The sequence below is a fragment of the Streptomyces sp. NPDC047117 genome (genome assembly GCF_040643545.1).
Taxonomy (GTDB): Bacteria; Actinomycetota; Actinomycetes; order Streptomycetales; family Streptomycetaceae; genus Streptomyces.
In genome coordinates this window covers 34,268-49,015 of record NZ_JBEYUN010000017.1, presented here as the reverse complement: position 1 = coordinate 49,015, position 14,748 = coordinate 34,268, and the positions used below count along the sequence as shown (strand labels likewise).

Below are 14,748 nucleotides of genomic sequence, written 5' to 3'. Positions count from 1 at the left end.
ATCTGCCATGCTTCGTTTCCTCTTCCGCCGGTCCCTCGGCGCGATCGTGATCCTGCTGCTGATCAGCGCGTTCACCTTCTTCCTGTTCTTCGCCGCCCCCCGGGATCCCGCGCTGCTGGCCTGCGGAAAGAACTGCACGCCGGACGCCGTCGCCCTGATTCACAAGAACCTCGGTCTGGACAAGCCGATCCCGGTTCAGTACTGGGACTTCATGTCCGGCATCGTGACCGGGCGCGACTTCGCCCAGGGGCCCTGCCCGGCCCCCTGCTTCGGCTACTCGTTCGCCAACGGCGATCCTGTCTGGAACACCATCGTCGACCGCTTCCCGACCACGATCTCGCTGACCATCGGCGCCGCCGCGGTCTTCCTGACGGTCGGCCTGGGCACCGGCATGCTCGCCGCCTGGAAGCAGGGCAAGCTGCTCGACAAGTTCTTCAGCTCCGCCTCACTGGTGCTGAGCTCGATGCAGATCTACTTCATCGGCCCGATCGTGCTGGCTCTGCTGGTGTACAACCTGGAGATCCTGGGGCAGCCCAAGTACGTGAACTTCACGGACAATCCAGGGGCCTGGTTCATGGGCCTGCTGATCCCCTGGTGCGTGCTGTCGATCATCTTCACCGCGCAGTACACCCGTATGGCGCGCTCCTCCATGATCGAGCAGCTGGCCGAGGAACACGTCCGTACCGCCCGCGCCAAGGGCATGACGCGGGGAACGGTCTTCTTCCGGTACGCCTGGCGCGGCTCGCTCATCCCCATCGTCACCATCTTCGGCATCGACCTCGGGTCGCTCTTCGGCGGCGCGATGATCACGGAACAGACCTTCGCCCTGCCGGGCCTCGGCACACTCGCGGTGAAGTCCGTACAGGACACCGACCTGCCCATGGTCATGGGCGTGATGCTGTTCGCGGCGACGTTCATCGTCCTCTTCAACATCATCGTCGACGCGGCCTACGCGTTCATCGACCCGCGCGTGCGCCTGTCCTAGGAGAGCCACCAGTGACCACACTCACCAAGACCGAGGGCGCACCGGTCCCGACCGGGTCGGACCCCTTCCTGTCCGTGCGCGACCTGTACGTGCGGTTCTCCACCGAGGACGGCATCGTCAAGGCCGTCGACGGGCTCTCCTTCGACCTGGAGAAGGGCAGCACGCTCGGCATCGTCGGCGAGTCCGGCTCCGGCAAGTCGGTGACCAACCTCGCCGTGCTGGGCCTGCACAACCCCGCCTCCACCGAGATCGCCGGCGAGATCACGCTGGACGGCCAGGAGCTGACCGGCGCCGGCGAGCGCACGCTGCAGAAGCTCCGCGGCAACAAGATGGCGATGATCTTCCAGGACCCGCTGACGGCGCTGTCGCCGTACTACACGGTGGGCCGGCAGATCGCCGAGCCGTTCATCAAGCACACCGGCGCGAGCAAGCGCGAGGGCCGGCAGCGCGCCATCGAGATGCTGACCAAGGTCGGCATCCCGCAGCCGAACCTGCGGGTGGACGACTACCCGCACCAGTTCTCCGGCGGCATGCGCCAGCGCGCCATGATCGCCATGTCGCTGGTCTGCAACCCCGCGCTGCTCATCGCCGACGAGCCGACCACCGCGCTGGACGTGACCGTCCAGGCGCAGATCCTGGACCTCCTCAAGGACCTCCAGCAGGAGTTCGGGTCGGCGATCATCCTGATCACCCACGACCTGGGCGTCGTCGCCGACATGGCCGACGAGCTGCTGGTGATGTACGCGGGCCGGGCCGTCGAGCGCGGCACGGTACGGGACATCCTCACCGAGCCGCAGCACCCGTACGCCTGGGGCCTGCTCGGCTCGATGCCGCGCCTGTCGGCCAGCGTCGACGAGCCGCTGCACCCGATCCCCGGCGCCCCGCCGAGCCTGCTCACCCCGCCGAGCGGCTGCCCCTTCCACCCGCGCTGCGCGTTCACCTCCGAGGTGGGCGGCACCCGCTGCGCGGACGAGCGGCCGCCGCTGGCACCGGGGCGCGCCTCGGCCTGCCACCTCACGGCCGAGCAGAAACACACCTTCTTCACCGAGCAGATCAAGCCCCGGCTGGGCTAGGGAGCGACGACCATCATGAGTGAAACGAAAGACGTCACCCTCCCCGCCCCCCGCGACGCCGCCCCCGCGGGCGAACCGCTGCTGGTCACCGAGGGCCTGACCAAGCACTTCCCGATCAAGGGCGGCTTCCCGATCCGGCGGACGATCGGCGCGGTGCAGGCGGTCGACGGGGTCGACCTGACCGTGCACGCCGGCGAGAGCTTCGGCCTGGTCGGCGAGTCGGGCTGCGGCAAGTCCACCACGGGCCGGCTGCTGACCCGGCTGCTGGAGCCCACCAGCGGCAAGATCTCCTACCGCGGCCGCGACATCAGCCACGCGAACCGCAAGCAGCTCGCGCCGGTCCGGTCCGAGATCCAGATGATCTTCCAGGACCCGTACTCCTCGCTGAACCCGCGGCAGACCGTCGGCACCATCATCGGCGGCCCGATGGAGATCAACGGGATCAACCCGCCCGGCGGCCGCGAGAAGAAGGTCCGCGAGCTGCTGGAGACCGTCGGCCTCAACCCGGAGCACTACAACCGCTTCCCGCACGAGTTCTCCGGCGGCCAGCGGCAGCGCATCGGCGTGGCCCGCGCGCTCGCCCTGGAACCGAAGCTGATCATCGCCGACGAGCCGGTCTCCGCGCTGGACGTCTCCATCCAGGCCCAGGTCGTCAACCTCCTCCAGGAGCTCCAGCGGGAGCTGGGCATCGCGTTCCTCTTCATCGCCCACGACCTGGCGATCGTCCGGCACTTCAGCCAGCGGGTGGCGGTGATGTACCTGGGCAAGATCGTCGAGGTCGGCGACCGCGATTCCATCTACACCCGCCCGCGCCACCCGTACACGCACGCGCTGCTCTCCGCGGTACCGGAGGCGAAGTTCACCGAGGACGACGAGGAGCAGCGCGAGCGCATCCGGCTCGCGGGCGACGTGCCCTCGCCGGTCAACCCGCCCTCCGGCTGCCGCTTCCGCACCCGCTGCTGGAAGGCGCAGGAGAAGTGCGCGACGGAGGAGCCGCCGCTGCTCCAGATCGCCGGCAACGCCGCGGGCCACCTGACGGCCTGCCACTTCCCCGAGGAGCCGACGCTCGCCGCCCGCGGCGAGGACATCGTCCTCGACCCGGCCCTGGCGGCGATCGAGGACACAGGAGGTCCTTCGAAGGAGGCCTGACCCCACCGCGGTCCCTCGCGAGGCCTGTTCCCACCGCCGCGGTGGTCCGGGCCGTGGCGGTCTTTCCCGCCGCGCCGGTTGCCCGCGCAGGTCCCCGCGCCCCGTCAGGAGCGCGGGGAACTGCGCGACCGGCCACGACGGCGCGGCAGTCGGCCACCGGGGCTCAGGGGTACCCCCGCCCCGCCCGGCCGCCTATTCGCTCGGCACGACGTGGCGCTCCTCCGCGAAGTGGCACGCGGAGGGGTGCGCCGGCCCCGCGGCCCCCGCGAACCATTCGGGTACGGCCAACGGAGGAACGACCTCGGCACAGACCTCGCGCGCCTTCCAGCACCGCGTGCGGAACCGGCACCCCGACGGCGGATCGGCCGGCGACGGCACGTCCCCGTCGAGCAGGATCCTCCCCCGGCCACCGCCGGGAGGTGCCCCCACCCGGTGCTCCCGCGCCTCGGGATCCGGTACGGGCACGGCGGACAGCAGCGCCTGCGTGTACGGATGCGTGGGGTGCCCGTAGATCTCGTCCTCGGTGCCGGTCTCCACGATCCGGCCCAGGTACATCACCGCCACCCGGTCCGAGATGTGCCGCACCACCGACAGGTCGTGCGCGATGAAGACGTAACTCAGGTCGAACTCGTTCTGGAGGCGCTCCAGCAGGTTCACCACCTGCGCCTGGACCGAGACGTCCAGCGCGGAGACCGGTTCGTCGGCGACGATGATCTCGGGCCGCAGCGCCAGCCCCCGCGCGATGCCGATGCGCTGCCGCTGCCCGCCGGAGAACTGGTGCGGATAGCGGTTCACGTACTCCGGGTTCAGCCCCACCACGTCCAGCAGCTCCTGGACCTTCTGGCGCCGCGAGCCCTTCGGCGCCACCTCCGGGTGGATGTCGTACGGCTCCCCGATGATGTCGCCGACCGTCATCCGCGGGTTGAGCGAGGTGTACGGGTCCTGGAACACCATCTGGATGTTGCGGCGAACGGCCTTCAGGGCCCGCCCGGACAGCGCGGTGATGTCCTCGCCGTGGTAGCGGATCGCCCCGGCGGTCGGCCGCTCCAGGCCGACCAGCATCTTGGCGACGGTGGACTTCCCGCAGCCCGACTCCCCCACGATGCCCAGCGTCTCGCCCTTGCGCAGGTCGAAGGAGACCCCGTCGACCGCCTTGACCGCGCCGACCTGCCGCTTCAGGACGATGCCCTGGGTCAGCGCGTAGTGCCTGACCAGGTCGCGCACTTCGAGAATGGCCTCGGTGGCCTCAGCGGTCATGCGGCGGCTCCTCGTCTCGCAGGGTCTCCTCCCAGAAGTGGCAGGCGCTGGTCCGGCCCGCCGCCACGTCGTACTGCGGCGGCCGGTCCGTGGTGCACCGGTCGCGGGCCCGGGGGCAGCGCGGGTGGAAGGGGCAGCCTGGCGGGATCGCGGTCAGGCTCGGCGGCAGGCCCTTGATCGCGTACAGCTCCTGGCCCTTCCGGTCCAGGCGCGGGATGGAGTCCAGCAGGCCGCGGGTGTACGGGTGGGCCGGCGCGCGGTAGAGGTCGTGCACGGGCGCGTGCTCCACGATCCGCCCGGCGTACATCACCGCGATCCGGTCGGCGACGTCCGCGACCACCCCCAGGTCATGGGTGATCAGAATGAGCCCCATGTCGTACTCCCGCTGGAGGTCGGCCAGCAGGTCCATGACCTGCGCCTGCACCGTGACGTCCAGCGCGGTCGTCGGCTCGTCCGCGATGATCAGGTCCGGCTCCAGGGCCAGCGCCATCGCGATCATGATGCGCTGGCGCATACCGCCGGAGAACTGGTGCGGGTAGTCGCCGACCCGGCAGCGCGCCGCCGGGATCTTCACCCGGTCCATCAGCTCCACCGCCTTGGCGCGCGCGTCCTTCCGCTTCATGCCCTGGTGGACCTCGTACATCTCGCCGAGCTGGGCGCCGACGGAGAGCACCGGATTCAGCGCGGACAGCGCGTCCTGGAAGATCATCGCCATCCGGGCGCCGCGTACCTTGCGCCGCTCCTCGGGCGGGGCCTTGAGCAGGTCCTGTCCCCGGAAGAGGATCTCGCCGCCCGTGACGAAGCCGGGCGGCGAGTCGAGGATGCCCATGACGGCCTGCGCGGTGACGGACTTGCCGGAGCCCGACTCGCCCAGCACGGCGAGCGTCTCGCCCGCGTCGACGCGGTAACTGACGCCGTTGACGGCCCTGGCGACGCCGTCCCGGGTACGGAACTCCACGTACAGGTCGCGCACGTCGAGCAGCGCGGGCGACGCCGCGCCGGGATCGGGCGCGGCGTCGGGGTTCGTCGCGGTGGCCATCGGCTCTCTCCGTCTCCTCAGCGCAGCTCGGGGTCAGCGCAGCTCGGGGTCAGCGCAGCTTCGGTTCAGCGTGGCTCGGGGTCAGCGCAGCTTGGGGTCGAGGGCGTCGCGCACCGCGTCGCCGAGCATGATGAACGCCAGCACCGTGATCGACAGCGCGCCCGCCGGATACAGCAGCATGTGCGGCGCGTTGCGGATGTAGGTGGAGGCGGTGGAGATGTCGATGCCCCAGGAGACGTTGGGCGGCTTCAGGCCCGCGCCGAGGTAGGACAGCGTGGCCTCCAGGGAGATGTACGTGCCCAGCGCGATGGTGGCGACGACGATGACGGGGGCCACCGCGTTCGGGGCGATGTGCCGCAGCAGCATCCGGCCGTTGGAGGCGCCGAGCGCCCGCGCGGCCTGGACGTAGTCGTTCTGCTTGGCGGTGACGACGGAGCCGCGGGCGATCCGGGCGATCTGCGGCCAGCCGAGCAGCACGATGAAGCCGACCACCGGCCAGACCGTCTTGCTGGTGACGACCGAGAGGAAGACCAGGCCGCCCAGGAGTACGGGGATGCCGAAGAAGATGTCGGCGAGCCGGGAGAGCAGCGCGTCCCACCAGCCGCCGAAGAAGCCCGCGAGGCCGCCGAGGAGGCTGCCGAGGAGCGCGGCGCCGGCGGTGGCGCAGACGCCGACGGTGATGGAGGCGCGCGCCCCGTAGACGGTACGGGTGTAGACGTCCCGGCCCTGGGTGTCGAAGCCGAAGGGGTGGCCGGGGGCCGAGCCTTCCTGGGCCTTGGCGAGGTCCGCGCGGTACGGGTTCCCGTCGGTGATCAGCTGCGGCCAGATCGCGATCACGACGAGGAAGAGGATGATCAGCGCGGAGATCAGGAAGACCGGGTTGCGCCGCAGGTCGCGCCAGGCGTCGCCCCACAGGCTGCGGGGCCTGCCGTTGGGGCGTCCGCCGCCCCGTCCGTTCCGGCCGCCCTCCAGGGTCTCGGCCTCGGCCATCGCCAGGGCGGTGGTGGCGCCGTCCCCGTGCGTGACCGCCTCCTTGGGCACGTAGCTCTCAGGCATAGCGGATCCTCGGGTCGAGTACGGCGTACAGCAGGTCGACGACGAGGTTGGCGAAGAGGAAGACCAGGACGAGGACGGTGACGAAGCCGACGACGGTGGGCGAGTTCTGCCGCAGGATGCCCTGGTAGAGCTGGAAGCCGACGCCGTGGATGTTGAAGATCCGCTCGGTGACGATGGCGCCGCCCATGAGCTGGCCGATGTCCGTGCCGATGAAGGTGATCACCGGGATCAGGGAGTTGCGCAGCAGGTGGCGGGTGACGACCCGGCGGCGCGGCAGGCCCTTGGCCACGGCCGTCCGTACGTAGTCGGCGCGCGCGTTCTCCGCCAGCGACGTACGCGTCAGCCGGGTGACGTAGGCCAGCGAGACCAGCGCCAGCACCACGCCGGGAAGGAACAGCTCGGTCAGGTACGCGTCGGTGGAGGCGGTCGGCGTCACCCACCCCCACTTCACGCCGAGCAGGAACTGCAGCACATAGCCGCTGACGAACGTCGGAATGGACACCACGACGAGCGTGAAGACGAGCACCGAGGTGTCCAGCGCGCGCCCGCGGCGCAGCCCGCTCAGCACCCCCAGCGTGATGCCGACGACGATCTCGATGACGATGGCGACCAGGGTCAGCCGCAGGGTGACGGGGAAGGCGGTGCCCATCAGCTCGGTGACCGGCTGCCCGTTGAAGGCGGTGCCGAAGTCCCCGCGGAAGATCTGGCCCATGTAGTGCAGGTACTGCTTCCACAGCGGCTGGTCGAGAAGGAGTTCCTCGCGGATCCTCGCGGCGGTGGCGGGGTCGGGGGCGCGGTCGCCGAACATCGCGGCCACCGGGTCCCCGAGCGCGTACACCATGAAGAAGATCAGGAACGTGCTGCCGATGAACACCGGGATCATCTGGAGCAGCCGCCGGATGACATAGCGTCCCATGGGGTCAGCTGCCGACCTTGATCTGCTCGTAGACGGGCACGCTGAACTGGTTCAGCCGGACGTTGCTCAGCCGGTCCGTATATCCCCCGCTGCCGTTCTGGTACCAGAGCGGGATCACCGGCATGTCCTTGACCAGGACCCGCTGCGCGTCCTGGAACTTCTTCACCGCCGCCTGCTGGTCGGGCTCGGCATTCGCCTCGTCGACCAGCTTGTCGAACTGCTTGTTGCTGTACTTGCCGTCATTGGAGGAGGCGCCGGTGTAGTACATCGGCTGGAGGAAGTTCTGAATGAGCGGATAGTCCATCTGCCACCCGGCCCGGAACGGCCCCTTCATCTTCTTCGCGGAAATCTGGTTCCGGTAATCCGCGAACGTCCCCACCGGATTGCCCACACACGCCTTGTCGTCCTTCAGCACCTTGTTGACGCTGTTGCAGAGCGCGTCGACCCAGTCCTTGTGCGAGCCGGTGTCGGCGTTGTACGTGACGGTGACCTTGCCGCCGGGCAGCCCGCCGCCCTCCTTGATGAGCTTGCGCGCCTCGGCCGGCTTGTACTGGCACGCCTCCCCGCACAGGCCCGCCTTGTAGCCGCCGTCCGCCTTGAGCACCGGCGAGGTCCAGTCGGTGGCCGGGGTGCGGGTGTTCTGGAAGATCTGCTTGGTGATCGTCTTGCGGTCGATCGCCATGGACAGCCCCTGCCGTACCTTGGCCATCTTCTGCGTCCCCCACTTCGGGTCGTACATGGGGAAGGTCAGGGTCTGAATGATTCCGGCGGGCTGATTGATGTACCGATCACCAAGATCCGCCTCGGCGTTCTTCAGCTGCGCGGCCGGAATGTCGTCCGTCAGATCGAGATTGCCGGCCTGCAGATCGGTGTAGGCGGTGTTGTTGTCGGTGTACACCCGCAGATCGACACCCCCGTTCATGGCCTTGTCGGGCCCCTTGTACTTGCTCCACTTCCGGAGCTTCATGGCCGAACCCTTGTCGTACGACTCGATCTTGTACGGCCCGTTCCCGACCGGCTTCTTCAGCCACCCGTCATGGTCCTTGAAAAACGCCCGCGGCAACGGAGCGAACGCCGGATACCCCAGCGTCTGCGGCCACGTCGAGAACTTCTGATTGAGCGCCACGGTAAACGTGGTGTCATTCTTGACCTTCAACCCGGAGAGCGTCTTCGCACTCGGCTTCCCGCTCTCGGGGTGCACCTTCTCATACCCCTCGATATACCCGAAGAAGTAAGCATTCTTCTGATTATTATCGAGATTCGCCCCGTAATTCCACGCATCCACGAACGACTGCGCCGTGACCGGCTCCCCGTTGCTGAACTTCCACCCCTTCTTGATCGTGACCGTGTAGTTCTGCTGGTCCTCGGTCTCGATCTTCCGGGCGAGCATGTCCTTGGCCTCGCCGGTCTTCGGGTCGTACCGCTTCAGCCCCCGGAACACCATGTCCAGGACCTTGCCGCCCTGCACCTCATTGGTATTGGCCGGCTCCAGCGGATTCTGCGGATCCCCCCACGACGAACTGAGCACCCCCTTCCCGTCACCACCACCGCCGCCCCCGCCACCACATGCCGTCGCCACGAGAGCGACCGCCACCGTTCCCACCGCCCACTTCGCACGGGTGGCTCCACGCATCCGGTGCCTCCTCCGACCAATAGGTACGTAGGCCACATAACAGCCCATAGGAGGCTTCCTCGCACCCGTACCTCCCCCGTACGAGCACGCCACGCCGCACATTCCCCCCGAACGCACGAGAGCGGCACCCGCCGCGACAGAACGACACAGCGCCCGGGAGAGCAGACACTCTCCCGGGCGCTGCACCCGGATGGACCAGTGAGGGGGAGGGTCAGGGCTGGGGCGGGCTGACTCGGTCGATGCCGGCGAGGATTCGGCGCTTGCGCTCGATGTTGAACTCGATCAGGTCGCGGGAGAAATCTTCCGGATCCTTCGCATAGAGCGCCTTACCCAGCTCCGACGTAAAAGCGCTCGCCGGGATCCTGTCCTGTCCGTCGGGAAAGAACTTCAGCACCTCTTCCACGGCGGCGAGCGAGTACGCCACCGCAGGCCGGTGCTTGCGCCGCTCGCCTTCCGGAGTCTCCAACAGAAGTGGTCCGATTCGCGTGGAAATCCGGTTGGATACATCAAAGAACTGCCCCGGGTCAATGATCCGGGACGGCTCCGGACCGCCAAAGGCCGGCGGAGGAGGCGGCAGCTCATCGACCATCTCGAAGACGAAACGGCGCTGACGGCCACACCCGGCGCATACACCCTCGTACACCGACACCATCGCACCGCCCTGCTGCTGAAGACTGTGCTGCCGCGCGAAGTCCGCCACACCGCACTCGCACGGGTGCAGATCCATGTACAAGTGAGCTTCCAGTGACGAACGCGCTATCAGCATGATCACGACCTTATACGCTGCCGCACACGACCGTAGGGGACTTGAGGTCACCAGGGGGAGAGCGCGTGGACGGGGCATACGATCCCAGGCTGTTGCTGAGCATGCCCGAGCAGTCGGGGTCATGGGAACGTCAGCGTGATCTGCTCGAGGCCGCCGAGCAGCTGTTGCCGCAAGTACTGCAGCATGTCGGCCGATACCAGGGCGACTTCACGTCGACCGACGAGAGGAACCCCCGCAAGTACTTCCTCGCGCAGAACGAAGCCGGCAAAGAGATCTCCGTCTGGGTGGACGCAGTGCCGCTCCCGGGCGGCATGGTCGCGCGCACGCTGGTCAACACGACGTCCGACCACTACATGATCCATGTGTCGGACCGCGTGCCGCTCAACGAACTGGGACGAGTGCTTTCGCATGGCACCGGTGAATTCCTCGCCTGCCGCGAGCGATCCGCCGCGGGGCTTGCCCCCGTCATGAATGACATGCTGCAGCGCGGTCCGGAACTGCCTGTGGACCGCACCCTGTCGGCCACCGACCGGGGACAGATCGGCCAGCTGAACTGGTTGGCCGAGCGGCATTTCAGTACAACACCCGAGGCAGGGCAGCAGGAACAGGCACGTACGGCATTCTCCGCTCTGATCGACCGATGCGGACTTCGCCCGACGCAGCCTCTCGACGCCTCAGAGGCTGTCGCACGGGAAGCCGACGCGGCGGACATCCGCGTCGATTACGCGACACCCCATATGTCGGCGCAGGCCAAGCGACTCATGCGCGAACTCGCCCGCCCCATCGAACACCTCTCCCCCGCCGACGCCTCCGCGCTCAGCGCATACCGTCGGGCGGAGGCCGAGGCGCGGGGTGCCACGCGGGTGGCGGCGTTCGTCGGCGGGCAGTCCGTTACGGTGCCGCTGCCCGGACTCGACGCGAACGGGCTGCCGTTGCCGCAGAGCCGGTTGAGCGAGAAGGCCGCCGCCTGGGCGGCAGCGCGTACCGAGAGGACCGTCGTCACCGAGGAGCAGTTGCGGGACGCGGCGCTGCGGCACGGCGGCTGGGCGCCACCGCAGAAGGTGATCATCGGTGGCGGGGCCAGCCTGACGGGGCGGGATCCCGACGCATTGCTCATCGACGCGCGCGGCCGGTGGCACCTGGATCCCGGCGCCGGCATCGTGCAGTCCGCCGACCAGACACGGGACATGGCGCAGGCAGGGCTGGAGGACCCTCACACGTACACCGCGCCCACGGGACGGGTGCCGATCGAGGCGGCCCGCGCCTGGGAGGACGAGCTGGCCGTGCGGGGCCCGGTGGTGGACGGGTACGGCCGGTTGAGCGTGGACGCGGACGGCAGACTCGTCGTCCGGATCCAGCCCCAGAGCGGCGGCGGGCACATCGGTGTCGAGGTGGACGGGGCGCCGATCATCGCCACCGGCCTGACGCCGGAGGTGGTGCCGGGCGTCGCGCGGGACAGCCCCAGTGAAGGTCTGCGAGGGGTGGAGAGTCTCGGCGAAGCCGTTCGTGTTCTGGACGAGCGCATACAGGGGCTGGCGGGAGTGGACCCCCGGAGTGCGGCGGCCGTCCGGCAACAGCTGCTTCACACGGAGCGTTCGGGCGGCCGGGCGGCGGATGTGCTCGGGGTGCTGGACGCGGCCGGTATCCGGCAGCAGCTGGGGGACGACAGGGCCATACGTGACTGCTTCCAGACGCTGGAGGCGACGCAGAAGTGGGAAGAGGCGCGTGCCGCGGCCCCGGGCCGCGCCCTGCTGGGTGACGAGGTCGCCGACAACCGCTTCGATCCGCGGGCGGCCCAGCACTGGATCGTCGCCGGCTCCGGCGGTACCGGCGTCGCCAACGCCGAGATCATCCTGCGCGAGAACCCGGACGCGCGCGTCACCATCATGGGCGGCGAGGCCCCGCCCGCGCTCCACCACCAGGTGCAGTACCTGGAGATGACGCACGAGGATTCTCCGTACATGACGAGCGGCCGGCTCGACATCAAGCAGACCCGGCTGGGCGCGGTCGAGACCGTGCCGGGACCCGACGGGAAGCCACTCTTCCGGGTGCCGTTCAAGGACGAGAACGGCAATATGACGGCGGTGGTCGCCGACGGGTACGTCGCCAGCCTCGGCCGTACGAATCCGTTACCGCCGGCCACCCGGGAACTCGCGGAGCGCGTGCGCGACGCGGGTGCCGAGGTCCGGGGGACGCTGCTCTTCGACGAACACCAGCAGTACCTGGGGTACGGGCTGACCTTCCCGGTGGACGGCAGGGAACACCGGGTGAACGTGACCGGCGCGGCGTCCTGGCAGCTGCCGCGAGAGGTCTTCGACCAGCAGACCGTGGTCAAGCTGGGTGCCATGGGGGTGCGGCAGGTCCCTTCCGAGAGTGCGAACGCCGCTCCCGGGTTCGCGCCCGTCGCCCACCAGAGCGCGGCATACGCCCGCGCCCGGGCGGCGGGAACGGTGACCCAGGCATCCCAGGTGCCCGAACGGTGGGTGGGCCCGGCCCCGAGCGCCGAAAGCACGGCCCCCGCTGCCCGGCACTCCGCCGGCGGCACCCCGGCTCAGCAGCCGAACCGGTCGGTGGCCAAGGCTGCCAAGAGCCGGTCCGGCGGTGGAGGCCGGTCGTTCACCGCGCAGCCCCGTAACTCTCCCAAGCCGGGGGCCTCTCGGCCACAGGTCCCCCCGCAGCGGCCCGGCGGACCCGAACAGGGAGGCGGACGGCGGCGATAGGCGAAGGCGCCCGGAGCGTGAATGCTTCGGGCGCCTTCGGGGGGCGGGGTAGGGCGGTCAGGCTGCTCCGACCACGTCTTTTTCTTCGGCGAAGTGGCAGGCCGAGTGGTGGGCCGCCGGGGAGTCGGTGTTCTTGAAGGGGGTGGGGATGGCGAGGAGGGGGGTTTCCTCGGCGCACTTGTCCTGGGCTTTCCAGCAGCGGGTGCGGAAGCGGCAGCCGGAGGGCGGGTTGGCCGGGGAGGGGACGTCGCCGCTGAGGATGATGCGCTCGCGGGCGCCGCTGACCTCCGGGTCGGGGACCGGGACGGCCGAGAGGAGCGCCTGGGTGTAGGGGTGCGTCGGGTGCTCGTAGATCTCTTCGTCGGTGCCGATCTCGGCCATCCGGCCCAGGTACATCACGCCGACGCGGTCGGAGATGTGCCGGACGATGGACAGGTCGTGGGCGATGAAGAGGTAGGAGAGTTCGTACTCGTCCTGGAGCTTCTCCATCAGGTTGATCACCTGGGCCTGGACCGAGACGTCCAGGGCCGAGACCGGCTCGTCGCAGATGATGATCTCCGGGTTGAGCGCGAGGCCGCGGGCGATGCCGATGCGCTGGCGCTGGCCGCCGGAGAACTGGTGCGGGTACCGGTTGACGTACTCGGGGTTGAGGCCGACCACGTCCAGCAGCTCCTGGACCTTGCGCCGCCGGTCGCCCTTCGGGGCCACCTCGGGGTGGATGTCGAAGGGCTCGCCGATGATGTCGCCGACCGTCATGCGCGGGTTCAGCGAGGTGTACGGGTCCTGGAACACCATCTGGATGTTGCGGCGGACGGCCTTCAGGGCACGGCCGGACAGCTTGGTGATGTCCTCGCCCTTGTAGAAGACCTCGCCCGCGGTCGCCCGCTCCAGGTTCATCAGCAGCTTGGCGACGGTGGACTTGCCGCAGCCGGACTCGCCGACGATGCCCAGCGTCTCGCCCCGGTACAGGTCGAAGGAGATCCCGTCGACCGCCTTGACCGCGCCGACCTGCTTCTTGAACAGCACGCCCTGCGTGAGGGGGAAGTGCTTGACCAGGTTGCGGACCTGGAGGATGGGCTCGCGGTCGCCCGCGGCCTGCTCGGCGGACTGCTCAGCCATGGAGCGTCTCCTTCCAGAAGTGGCACGCGCTGCCGCGGTCGTCGGCGACCGTGGCCAGGGCCGGGATCTCCGTACGGCAGACGTCCTGGGCCTTCGGGCAGCGCGGGTGGAAGGCGCAGCCGCCGGGGATGTTCAGCAGGTTGGGCGGCAGACCCTTGATCGCGTACAGCTCCTGGCCCTTCTGGTCCAGGCGCGGGATGGAGTCCAGCAGGCCGCGGGTGTAGGGGTGCGCGGGGTTCTTGTACAGCTCGCGCACGGGAGCGTTCTCGACGATCCGGCCGGCGTACATCACCGCGATCTTGTCGGCGACGTCGGCGACCACGCCGAGGTCGTGGGTGATCAGGATCAGACCCATGTTGTACTCGCGCTGGAGCTCCGCGAGCAGATCCATGACCTGGGCCTGGACCGTCACGTCGAGGGCCGTGGTGGGCTCGTCGGCGATGATCAGGTCCGGCTCCAGGGCCAGCGCCATGGCGATCATGATGCGCTGGCGCATACCGCCGGAGAACTGGTGCGGGTAGTCCCCGACGCGGTTCTTCGCCGCCGGGATCTTCACCTTGTCCATCAGCTCGACGGCCTTGGCCTTCGCGTCCTTCTTGGACAGACCCTGGTGGACGCGGAACATCTCGCCGAGCTGGTAGCCGACGGAGAGCACCGGGTTCAGGGACGACAGCGCGTCCTGGAAGATCATGGCGATCTTCGCGCCGCGGATCCTGCGGCGCTGCTCGCCGGACATCGCCAGCATGTCCTGGCCGCGGAAGAGGATCTCGCCCTGCGGGATCTTCGCCGGCGGCATGTCGAGGATGCCCATGATCGCCTGCGCTGTCACGGACTTGCCGGAGCCGGACTCGCCCAGCACGGCGAGTGTCTCGCCGGCGCTGACGCTGTAGTTCACGCCGTTGACGGCCTTCACGACGCCGTCCCGGGTGTGGAACTCGACGTGCAGGTCACGGACCTGGAGCAGCGGCGTTCCGGCCGCTTCCGGCGTCCGCGGCTCGGGAACGGCCGCGGTCTTCTCGGTGGTGGTCACGTACG

At 69.1% G+C, this 14,748-nt stretch carries 12 protein-coding genes; 4 read left to right on the top strand and 8 right to left on the bottom strand.

Going from position 1 to position 14,748, the window contains the following annotated elements:
- The first annotated feature begins 7 nt into the window (after positions 1 to 7).
- From ABZ840_RS28335 to ABZ840_RS28325, 3 genes are read left to right on the top strand one after another with little or no spacing between them, the layout of a single operon-like run.
- Positions 8 to 985, top strand: coding sequence for an ABC transporter permease (locus tag ABZ840_RS28335; protein WP_361563729.1), 978 nt, complete (start codon positions 8 to 10; stop codon positions 983 to 985).
- Between the two features lie 11 nt (positions 986 to 996).
- Positions 997 to 2,058 (top strand): ABC transporter ATP-binding protein, encoded by a 1,062-nt coding sequence (locus ABZ840_RS28330; protein ID WP_361563726.1) that lies wholly within the window; start codon positions 997 to 999, stop codon positions 2,056 to 2,058.
- A gap of 15 nt (positions 2,059 to 2,073) precedes the next feature.
- Positions 2,074 to 3,207 carry a dipeptide ABC transporter ATP-binding protein gene (locus tag ABZ840_RS28325; protein WP_361563723.1) on the top strand — a complete coding sequence of 378 codons (1,134 nt, stop codon included), beginning with the start codon at positions 2,074 to 2,076 and terminating at the stop codon, positions 3,205 to 3,207.
- A gap of 192 nt (positions 3,208 to 3,399) precedes the next feature.
- On the opposite strand, the gene ABZ840_RS28320 is transcribed toward ABZ840_RS28325, so the two are convergent.
- The 6 genes from ABZ840_RS28320 to ABZ840_RS28295 form a co-directional block, all read right to left on the bottom strand.
- Positions 3,400 to 4,464: a dipeptide ABC transporter ATP-binding protein gene (locus ABZ840_RS28320; protein ID WP_361563720.1), complete on the bottom strand. Its 1,065-nt coding sequence runs from the start codon at positions 4,462 to 4,464 to the stop codon at positions 3,400 to 3,402.
- Positions 4,454 to 5,503 (bottom strand): ABC transporter ATP-binding protein, encoded by a 1,050-nt coding sequence (locus tag ABZ840_RS28315; RefSeq protein ID WP_361563717.1) that lies wholly within the window; start codon positions 5,501 to 5,503, stop codon positions 4,454 to 4,456. Before ABZ840_RS28315 ends, ABZ840_RS28320 begins: the two co-directional genes overlap by 11 nt.
- A gap of 81 nt (positions 5,504 to 5,584) precedes the next feature.
- Positions 5,585 to 6,559, bottom strand: a complete 975-nt coding sequence (locus ABZ840_RS28310; protein ID WP_361563715.1) for an ABC transporter permease — start codon at positions 6,557 to 6,559, stop codon at positions 5,585 to 5,587.
- Positions 6,552 to 7,475, bottom strand: coding sequence for an ABC transporter permease (locus ABZ840_RS28305; protein ID WP_361563712.1), 924 nt, complete (start codon positions 7,473 to 7,475; stop codon positions 6,552 to 6,554). Before ABZ840_RS28305 ends, ABZ840_RS28310 begins: the two co-directional genes overlap by 8 nt.
- A gap of 4 nt (positions 7,476 to 7,479) precedes the next feature.
- On the bottom strand, positions 7,480 to 9,108 hold the full coding sequence (locus tag ABZ840_RS28300; protein ID WP_361563710.1) for an ABC transporter substrate-binding protein: 1,629 nt from the start codon (positions 9,106 to 9,108) through the stop codon (positions 7,480 to 7,482).
- A gap of 211 nt (positions 9,109 to 9,319) precedes the next feature.
- Complete coding sequence (locus ABZ840_RS28295) at positions 9,320 to 9,874, bottom strand: hypothetical protein (RefSeq protein WP_361563707.1); 555 nt, start codon at positions 9,872 to 9,874, stop codon at positions 9,320 to 9,322.
- 65 nt (positions 9,875 to 9,939) lie between these two features.
- On the opposite strand from ABZ840_RS28295, the gene ABZ840_RS28290 reads away from it, so the two are divergent.
- Positions 9,940 to 12,594, top strand: a complete 2,655-nt coding sequence (locus ABZ840_RS28290) for a hypothetical protein (protein WP_361563704.1) — start codon at positions 9,940 to 9,942, stop codon at positions 12,592 to 12,594.
- Positions 12,595 to 12,651: 57 nt separating this feature from the next.
- Here ABZ840_RS28290 and ABZ840_RS28285 read toward each other — a convergent pair whose 3' ends face one another.
- Both ABZ840_RS28285 and ABZ840_RS28280 read right to left on the bottom strand, forming a co-directional pair.
- Complete coding sequence (locus ABZ840_RS28285) at positions 12,652 to 13,713, bottom strand: dipeptide ABC transporter ATP-binding protein (RefSeq protein WP_361563701.1); 1,062 nt, start codon at positions 13,711 to 13,713, stop codon at positions 12,652 to 12,654.
- Positions 13,706 to 14,743, bottom strand: coding sequence for an ABC transporter ATP-binding protein (locus tag ABZ840_RS28280; protein WP_361563698.1), 1,038 nt, complete (start codon positions 14,741 to 14,743; stop codon positions 13,706 to 13,708). The genes ABZ840_RS28285 and ABZ840_RS28280 overlap by 8 nt, the downstream gene beginning before the upstream one ends.
- Positions 14,744 to 14,748 lie beyond the last annotated feature (5 nt).

What these genes read in the sequence shown, in the direction of transcription:
- ABZ840_RS28315 (WP_361563717.1), bottom strand. Translation starts at nt 5,503, where the DNA reads ATGGCCACCGCGACGAACCCCGACGCCGCGCCCGATCCCGGCGCGGCG.
- ABZ840_RS28310 (WP_361563715.1), bottom strand. Translation starts at nt 6,559, where the DNA reads ATGCCTGAGAGCTACGTGCCCAAGGAGGCGGTCACGCACGGGGACGGC.
- ABZ840_RS28305 (WP_361563712.1), bottom strand. Translation starts at nt 7,475, where the DNA reads ATGGGACGCTATGTCATCCGGCGGCTGCTCCAGATGATCCCGGTGTTC.
- ABZ840_RS28285 (WP_361563701.1), bottom strand. Translation starts at nt 13,713, where the DNA reads ATGGCTGAGCAGTCCGCCGAGCAGGCCGCGGGCGACCGCGAGCCCATC.
- ABZ840_RS28325 (WP_361563723.1), top strand. Translation starts at nt 2,074, where the DNA reads ATGAGTGAAACGAAAGACGTCACCCTCCCCGCCCCCCGCGACGCCGCC.
- ABZ840_RS28295 (WP_361563707.1), bottom strand. Translation starts at nt 9,874, where the DNA reads ATGCTGATAGCGCGTTCGTCACTGGAAGCTCACTTGTACATGGATCTG.
- ABZ840_RS28320 (WP_361563720.1), bottom strand. Translation starts at nt 4,464, where the DNA reads ATGACCGCTGAGGCCACCGAGGCCATTCTCGAAGTGCGCGACCTGGTC.
- ABZ840_RS28300 (WP_361563710.1), bottom strand. Translation starts at nt 9,108, where the DNA reads ATGCGTGGAGCCACCCGTGCGAAGTGGGCGGTGGGAACGGTGGCGGTC.
- ABZ840_RS28335 (WP_361563729.1), top strand. Translation starts at nt 8, where the DNA reads ATGCTTCGTTTCCTCTTCCGCCGGTCCCTCGGCGCGATCGTGATCCTG.